Source organism: Staphylococcus ureilyticus, from assembly GCF_002902235.1.
Lineage (GTDB): Bacteria > Bacillota > Bacilli > Staphylococcales > Staphylococcaceae > Staphylococcus > Staphylococcus ureilyticus.
On record NZ_PPRL01000138.1, the window covers coordinates 1 to 358 of the forward strand.

A 358-nucleotide genomic window follows, 5' to 3' on the forward strand; every position below is an offset into this window, starting at 1 on the left:
TTACCGATGTAATGTTGTCCAATCTTGTTTGGAGCTCATCTTTCCCTATGGTACCGCTCGGTACGCTATTTAGTTTCTCTTTTGCAGTTTGTTTCGCGTTTTCTAATGCTTGAATTAACGCATCTACTTCTGCCTTTTCGTTTGGAGTCACCAATCCATCTGCTGTGATTTCAGTCAATTTCGTATCCACTGTCACTTTCGCTTTTTCCGCACTTACTACTGCTTTTCCTGCTTCAGAAATGTGTTGATTATCTACATTACCATCACTATCTACATCATTTACTTCTGGTGATGTTACCGATGTAATGTTGTCCAATCTTGTTTGGAGCTCATCTTTCCCTATGGTACCGCTCGGTAC

Annotated in this window: 1 protein-coding gene; it reads right to left on the reverse strand. The window is 40.8% G+C overall.

Going from position 1 to position 358, the window contains the following annotated elements; translation table 11 throughout:
- A partial coding sequence (locus CD150_RS13485) for a GA-like domain-containing protein (RefSeq protein WP_206185643.1) occupies positions 1-358 on the reverse strand: 358 nt, incomplete at both ends.